Below are 7,683 nucleotides of genomic sequence, written 5' to 3' on the forward strand. Positions count from 1 at the left end.
AAACTTGCGGCCGGAGAGTTGGGACTCATGTTATTTGAGCACCGCAACAACGAAAAATAGATTCTGTTAATGGCGTCGATTCGAAGAATTTCGGTCGGATTTTGGCCGTTTTGTGTAGGCTACCAACGCTCTCAATCGACAAATATTCACGATGGCAACCACCGAATTCGAAGCGGCTGGCCCGGTCAACGGGGTGACGGGATCGTCGGCATACCGATTCACTGCTGGCCTGCTTGCAAAGGCAAATGTGAAGTTCAACGGTTCACGTCCGTGGGATATGCAGTTGCATGATCCGTGTGTGCCTGAGCGCGTCCTTGCGGCCGCCAATCTTGGGCTAGGCGAATCCTATATGGACGGCCAGTGGGATTGCGACCGGCTGGACGAATTCTTCGCGCGTATTCTGAGCGCGGGACTGGATCGGCAAGTTGCTCCGATACGTCTGATGTTTCATGCATTGAAGGCCAGGTTGCTGAATCGGCAAACGGCCACGCGCGCCTGGCAGGTGGGCGAACAGCATTACGACATCGGCAACGACTTTTACGAAGCGATGCTCGACAAGCGCATGACGTACACGTGTGGCTATTGGGGCAACGGCGCGCGAACGCTTGAAGAAGCGCAGGAAGCGAAACTCGACATGATTTGCCGGAAGCTCGGGTTGCAGCCCGGCATGCGCCTGCTGGACATTGGCTGCGGCTGGGGAAGCCTGATGGGATTCGCGGCCGAACGCTATGGCGTATCGTGCGTCGGCGTGACGATTTCGAAGGAGCAGGCGGAACTCGGTGCCACCCGCTATCGGGGGCTGCCGATCGAATTCCGGCTGCTGGATTATCGTGACCTGAACGAGCGTTTCGACCGTATCGCGAGCGTAGGTATGTTCGAGCATGTGGGCCCGAAGAATTACCGGACCTATATGGAGGTCGCGCAGCGTTGCCTCGACGACGGCGGTCTGTTCCTGCTCCACACGATCGGCAAGAACCAACGCGGCACGATGCCTGACCCGTGGATCGACAAATATATCTTCCCGAATGGCGTGATTCCCGCGATCGGTGAAATCGCCGATGCTGCCGACGGTCTTTTCGTTGTCGAGGATCTGCATAACTTCGGCGCCGATTACGACCGCACGCTCATGGCGTGGCACGACAACTTCGAGAAAGCGTGGCCACGCTTTGCGAGCCGCCTGGGCCCGCGTTTCTACCGGATGTGGCGCTACTACCTGCTGTCGTGCGCGGGCGGCTTCCGCGCGCGTGAGATTCAGCTATGGCAGTGGGTGCTGTCGAAAAACGGCGTGACCGGCGGATATCGACGTCCAATGATTTAACAGGTGCGCGTGGCAATCACGCGCTCTAACGAAAGGCCGTTGTCAGCTTGAATCGACTCCCGTTCAGCGGTGTCGACATCAGCGGCGCTGTATCTACAACGGCCGCCGATTCCCCAGGCCTTTCGCTGTGAAATAAGCTCGTCTGCGAACGAGTAAACCCTGCCTTGTCCCCCCAAAAGCACCGTGCTATATTCCGCGCATCCGTCTTGGGTACCGGTAACCAAGAGTGTTGGATGCTTCATCTGAATGCAATAAAGGTGGAAACGAAAGGGCATCGAAAGCGCTCGAGAACGTTTCCCAACATTTCGGAGACGAACGATGACAAGCAACACGGTTCGATTGGCCTCGTGCCTGCTTTGGGTCGGTGCAATGTTGGTCAGCCCTGCGGGCGCGCATGCGCAGGAAAAGCCGACGGGCAACATGAAGATCGCCTTCTCGAATTCTTTCGCGAGCAATTCATGGCGTCAGCAGATGTTGCAGGACTGGGACAAGGTCTCAAAGCAGGCGGTGGCCGACAAGATCGTCGCGGCGGCGCCGAGTTTCACCACCGTGCAGAATCAGGCGACCGAGCAGTCGCAGCAGATTCGCAACTTCATCATCCAGGGCTATAACGCGATCGTCGTCGATGCGGCATCGCCGACCGCCGTCAACGGCGCGGTGCGACAAGCGTGTGCCGCGGGCATCGTCGTCGTTTCGTTCGACGGCACCGTGACCGAGCCCTGCGCCTACAAGATCAGCATCGACTTCAAGCGGATGGGCGCGATGGAGCTCGATTACTTCCACAACCGCAAGCTCAAGGGCAACCTGCTCGAAGTGCGTGGGCTGGCGGGCTTCGTCGTCGATAACCAGATTCACTCGGGCATCGAGGACGGCCTCAAGCAATACAACGAATTCAAGGTGGTCGGCTCGGTCAACGGCGACTACACGCAAACGGTCGCGCAGAAAGCGGTGGCCGGCTTGCTACCGACGCTGCCCGACGTGGTGGCGGTGACGACCCAAGGCGGCGACGGCGCCGGCACGGCGCACGCATTCATCGACGCAGGCCGCAAACTGCCGGTGATCTACATGGGCAATCGCTACGACGAACTGCAACTCTGGAAGAGCGAGCATGACAAGAACGGCTACGAAACGCAGTCCGCGTCGATCGTGCCGGGCGTCGCAACGTTTGCGTTCTGGTATGCGCAGCAATTGCTCGCGGGCGCGAAGCTGCCGAAGGAAGTGAGCCTGCCGATCTCGGTCGTCACGCAGAACGACCTGGTCCAGTCGATGGCGAGTACACCGAAGGGCGGCGTCTATGACCGCAGCTTCACGCGTCAGGAAGTGCTCGACTACGTCAAGCAGCACGCCGGCAACTGATCGACCCGCAGTCAATGGCTCGGCCAGTGCCGGCGGCGCGCGGCACTGGCTTCAGCGAATGGAGAATTCATGGTTTCCCTGGCTCAAACCGCGTTTGTCCGGACCGAGAAACTCAGCAAGACGTTCGGCGTGGTCCGGGCGCTGAATGCCGCAACGCTGACTTTCCAGCCGGGTGAATGCGTCGGCATCATGGGTCACAACGGCGCGGGCAAATCGACGTTGATGAACATATTGTCCGGCGTACTGCGCAACGACGAAGGCAGCTTGTACGTGAACGGGACGAAGATCGAGCATCAATGGAACACGCACGAGGCCATGGGGCACGGCATTCGCTGCGTTTTCCAGGAGCTGTCGCTGTGTCCCAATCTGAGTCTCGCCGAGAACATGCGTCTGCGTGCGTCGCGAAGCAAAGGAGTGCGGTGGCGCGCGAAGGCCGGCCAACAATTGCTCGACACGCTGGATCGCATCTTTCCGAATCATGGCTTGAGCGCGGGGCAACTGATCGAGGCGCTGCCGATCACGAAACGCCAGATGGTGGAAATCGCGATGGCATTCACGCCGGGCGATTTTCCGCTGAAGCTCGTCATTCTCGACGAGCCGACGTCGTCACTCGACGAATACTCGGCGACACAACTGCTCGACTATCTGCGGGACTTCGTGAAGAGCGGTGGGATCTGCCTGCTGATTTCGCACAAGATGCACGAGATCATGGATCGCAGCGACCGCGTCCTTGTCATGCGCGAAGGCACCGTTGTCTATGAAAGCGCGACTGCGAGGACCAGCGTGGAGCGCCTCGTCGAAGCGATGGGGCACGAACTGGGGCACGTCGGTCCCGGCCGGCCCGCGAGCGCTGCAAGGCCGCGGACGTCGGACACGTTGCGGGTCAAAGCGCGTCTTCCCGAGAGTGGACTTCCGCTTCAGGCGTTCCGCGGCGAAATAGTGGGCCTCGCGGGTTTGGCGGGACATGGGCAGACACGTTTGCTCAAGCTGATTCACACGCTGCGCGACGGAAAAGCGGATCGTCAGGGTAACGAACTCCATGCGCGCACTGCATTCGTTGCCGGAGACCGGCAGAGCGACGGCATATTCGGGCTATGGTCGATCGCGAAGAACATGAGCGTTTCGTGGTTGAAGGAATGTGTGCGGAGCGGACTGATTTCGTTTGCTGAAGAAGATCGTCTCGTCATGCATTGGGTGAAAACCTTGAAAGTGAAAACGCCGGACACGGATCTTCCAATCGATTCCCTCTCCGGCGGCAACCAGCAGAAAATCCTGTTCGCGAGGGCGCTGGGCATGCATGCGTCGGTGATCCTGATGGACGATCCGATGCGTGGTGTGGATATCGGCACCAAACACGAGGTGTATCGCATCATCCGCGCGCAGGCCGACGAAGGACGAACCTTCCTCTGGTACACGACCGAGTTCGAAGAGCTGTATCACTGCGATCGCATCTATGTGATGAACGAGGGCGAAATAGTCGGCGAGCTGTCCGCCGCCGAACTGAGCGAAGCCGAGGTGTTGCGTCTTTCCTTCAAGGCGGCAGCATGAAGCGCTTCCGTTCCGTTGCCTCCCGCCTGCTGTCCGCGGTGACTTTCGTGGTTCTGCTGGCACTGATTGTCAAGAACCAGCCGATGTCGCTCTCCTATACGGGGCTGACCTTGTTGCTGGGTTCGGCGATTCCGATCGTTTTTGCGACGCTCGCGCAGATGATGTTCGTCTCCATCGGCGATCTGGACCTGTCGATCGGTCCGTTCGTTTCGTTGAGCGCGGCGATCGGCGCGATCGTGCTGCCCCACTCGCCATGGCTCGCGATTCTGTTGTATCTGCTGGCGATCGGCGTCTACGCGTTGTGCGGCGCGCTGATCGAATTGCGACGGCTCTCGTCGATCGTCGTGATGCTCGGCATGTCCTTCGTCTGGCTCGGTTGCGCGTTGCTGCTCGTGCCGAGCCCCGGCGGCGAGGCGCCTCAGTTTCTGGTCGATCTGATGTCGTGGCGCACGCCGTTGATTCCGCTGCCGGTGCTGATTGCGTTGCTCGGTGCGCTGATCGGCTATGTCATTTTCAACGTCACCGTGTTCGGAACCATCGTGCGCGGTCTCGGCGGCAATCCGAAGGTGATCCAGAGAAGCGGCCACTCGGCTCTCGCTATCCGTACCGGCGTCTATGCGCTCGCGGGAGTGTTCGGGATCGTCGCGGGCCTGCTGATGCTGGGCCAAACCACGTCCGCCGATGCGAACCAGGCGTCGAGCTTCACACTGATTTCCATCGCCAGCGTGATACTCGGCGGCGGCGAATTCGTCGGCGGCAAGGTGTTCGCACTGGGCAGCGTGTTCGGCGCATTGACCATGACGCTCGCGACGTCGTTCCTGAACTTCTACGAAGTGTCGTCGGACTGGCAAGTGGCATTGCAGGGCATCATCCTGATCGTGGCGCTCAGCTTGCGGACCGTGATCTACCCGTCGGGAAAGCTCGCATGAATACCGTCTATCGTGTGATGCGGGGCAACCTGCGCAATAGCTATTGGCTCAGCGCGTGGATCGCGACTGTGCTCGTGTTGATCGCAACCGCGTTGTTCAACGCGGGTAAGGGCGGTCCCAACCTTGGGCCGCTGCTGACGACAGCACTGAGCTTTTCGACGTTCACCGTGCTGGTTTCGCTGGGGCAGATGCTGGTCATCACAAGCGGACCCGGCAATATCGATCTGTCCATTCCTTCGGTCATTGCGCTTTCCGGTGCGTTGTCGATGAGCGTGATGAACGGCTCGAACGGACTGATCTTGCTGGGCATTGCGGTTGCGCTGCTGTCGGGCGCGATCGTCGGCGTGGTCAATTTCCTGCTGATCCGTTTCATGAGAATTCCGCCGATCATCGCGACGTTGTCGAGTTCGCTGATCGTGCTGTCTTGCGCGATCGCGTACGGCCGCGGCATGCGTACGCCTCCGCCGTCTTTGCTGGCCCATATGATGGTCGCGCGGTTCGCCTGTTTGCCGGTGTTCTCGATCTTCGCCATCGTGCTGACGCTGCTGGTATGGCTGCTTCTCACGCGCACCCTCTATGGCCGCGCGCTGAGCGCACTCGGCCAGAACCGCAACGCCGCGCGCCTCGCGGGCGTAAAAACGGACTTCCACGTATTGCTGACCTATGTGATCTGCGGCGCGTTGGCCGGCCTGACCGGATGCCTTATCGCGACGTTCGCAGGCGGCAATTCGCTGGATCAGGGCAACGAATATCTGTTGTTGACCGTGGCGGTTGTGGTGATCGGCGGCACCTCGGTGGCCGGAGGAAGGGCTTCACTGGGTGGGATCTGGGGTGCAGCGCTGTTCATGTTCCTGCTGGTCGCGCTATTGAACTCCGCGGGTGCGAGTGCCGGTCTGCGTACGGTGCTGACCGGCATCATCATTGTGATCGTGGTCGCACTCACCGAAGGCAGAAAAACTCGTTAGGAAATCGAAATGGAACAGAATGTCATAGAGGTGTACGACGAACGGGCATCCGATCTGCTGGCTCCCGGCGCGACGCTGGAGCACCTGGCGGGCGGCTGCATCTGGTCGGAAGGCGCGGTCTGGATGCATGAGGACCGCTCGGTGCTTTGGAGCGACATACCGAACAACCGGATGATGCGCTGGCATTCCGAAGAGGGGACGAGCGTGTGGCGCGATCAGATCGAATATACGAACGGACATTATCGCGAGGCTGACGGTAGCCTGCTGCATTGTTCGCACGGCCAGCGCGCGCTGGTTCGCACCCGCTTCGGACGCAATTTGAGCGAGTCGGTCGACGAGATCGTGGTCGACCGTTATCACGGCCGCCGCCTGAATTCGCCGAACGACGTGGTGGTCAAGCGCGACGGAACAATCTGGTTTAGCGATCCGCCGTACGGAATTCTTTCCAACGACGAGGGCCACCAGGCGGAGCAGGAATTGCGGGGTTGCTACGTGTTCCGCTTCGATCCGCGCGACGGCACGTTGAACGTGATGACGGATCTGCTGATTTGCCCGAACGGGCTGGCGTTCTCACCCGACGAGTCGCAGCTCTACGTATCGGATACGTCGCAGGTTCCGTACGGCGACAAGGGGTTTCACAACATACGCGTGTTCGATGTCGTGGACGGACGCGCACTGACCAATCCGCGCATATTCGCGACGATTGCCGAAGGCGAAGGACTCTCGGACGGTTTTCGTCTGGATAGCCGGGGCTGGGTGTTCACCAGCAGTGCGATCGGCATCCAGGTGTTTCATCCGGACGGAACGAAGCTCGCGTTGATTCCCGTGCCGGAGAAGGTCGCGAATCTGACTTTTGGCGGTGAGCATCGCGATGAGATGTATATCGCGGCGTCCAGTTCGCTGTATCGGATCAAGGTCAACGCGCGGGGGATACAGACTCCGTGAAGGGATTCTTCCAATGCACCTTGCCGGGATCGACGCAGCGTCGATGTACTGACGCCCGGACAAACTCAATCGGGCCGCAGTAACAGTTGCACTTGAGCGCTTGCGGGTCTGTGCCGAACAGGACGCCGCCGACACGCTGACCGCTTCCGACCTATGACAGATCGCGCGTCGGCAGACGATATTTACGAGTACGCCTCGTACTTACCGACGTTGAATATCGCGATGGCATCGCGCAGACTGGTTACCTGTTCGGCCATCGCTTGCGCCGCAGCCGACGCCTGCTCCACGAGGGCTGCATTTTGCTGCGTCACCTCATCCATCTGGCCGACCGCCAGGTTGACCTGCTCGATTCCAGTGCTCTGTTCGGACGAAGCGGACGAAATCTCCCCGATGATGTCCGTTACCTGTTTGACCGAGCGCACCACTTCATCCATCGTGTGTCGTGCATTGGCGACTTGCGCAGCGCCTTCCGACACGCGCGCCACCGAATCGCTAATCAGGTCCTTGATTTCCTTCGCCGCCGTCGCGCTACGCTGAGCGAGCGCACGAACTTCTCCTGCAACCACCGCAAACCCACGCCCTTGCTCGCCGGCTCTCGCTGCTTCAACGGCTGCGTTCAGCG

General features: G+C 60.0%; 7 protein-coding genes. 6 read left to right on the forward strand and 1 reads right to left on the reverse strand.

Annotation, left to right across the window (positions count from 1 at the left end; genetic code table 11):
• The first annotated feature begins 151 nt into the window (after positions 1–151).
• The 6 genes from cfa (at position 152) to PQQ51_RS29310 (ending at position 7,061) form a co-directional block, all read left to right on the forward strand.
• Positions 152–1,318, forward strand: a complete 1,167-nt coding sequence (cfa, locus tag PQQ51_RS29285; RefSeq protein WP_408500685.1) for a cyclopropane fatty acyl phospholipid synthase — start codon at positions 152–154, stop codon at positions 1,316–1,318.
• Positions 1,319–1,687: 369 nt separating this feature from the next.
• Positions 1,688–2,674, forward strand: a complete 987-nt coding sequence (locus PQQ51_RS29290) for a substrate-binding domain-containing protein (RefSeq protein WP_408500686.1) — start codon at positions 1,688–1,690, stop codon at positions 2,672–2,674.
• 69 nt (positions 2,675–2,743) lie between these two features.
• On the forward strand, positions 2,744–4,222 hold the full coding sequence (locus PQQ51_RS29295) for a sugar ABC transporter ATP-binding protein (protein ID WP_408500687.1): 1,479 nt from the start codon (positions 2,744–2,746) through the stop codon (positions 4,220–4,222).
• Positions 4,219–5,151 carry an ABC transporter permease gene (locus PQQ51_RS29300; RefSeq protein ID WP_408500688.1) on the forward strand — a complete coding sequence of 311 codons (933 nt, stop codon included), beginning with the start codon at positions 4,219–4,221 and terminating at the stop codon, positions 5,149–5,151. Before PQQ51_RS29295 ends, PQQ51_RS29300 begins: the two co-directional genes overlap by 4 nt.
• Positions 5,148–6,116 (forward strand): ABC transporter permease, encoded by a 969-nt coding sequence (locus PQQ51_RS29305; RefSeq protein ID WP_408500689.1) that lies wholly within the window; start codon positions 5,148–5,150, stop codon positions 6,114–6,116. The genes PQQ51_RS29300 and PQQ51_RS29305 overlap by 4 nt, the downstream gene beginning before the upstream one ends.
• Before the next feature lie 9 nt (positions 6,117–6,125).
• The gene (locus PQQ51_RS29310) at positions 6,126–7,061 is read left to right on the forward strand and encodes an SMP-30/gluconolactonase/LRE family protein (RefSeq protein WP_408500690.1); all 936 of its coding nucleotides are present in this window, start codon (positions 6,126–6,128) and stop codon (positions 7,059–7,061) included.
• Positions 7,062–7,243: 182 nt separating this feature from the next.
• On the opposite strand, the gene PQQ51_RS29315 is transcribed toward PQQ51_RS29310, so the two are convergent.
• A partial coding sequence (locus PQQ51_RS29315; RefSeq protein ID WP_408500691.1) for a methyl-accepting chemotaxis protein occupies positions 7,244–7,683 on the reverse strand: 440 nt, incomplete at its 5' end.

The sequence above is a fragment of the Paraburkholderia xenovorans genome, from assembly GCF_046030735.1.
Classification (GTDB): domain Bacteria; phylum Pseudomonadota; class Gammaproteobacteria; order Burkholderiales; family Burkholderiaceae; genus Paraburkholderia; species Paraburkholderia xenovorans_A.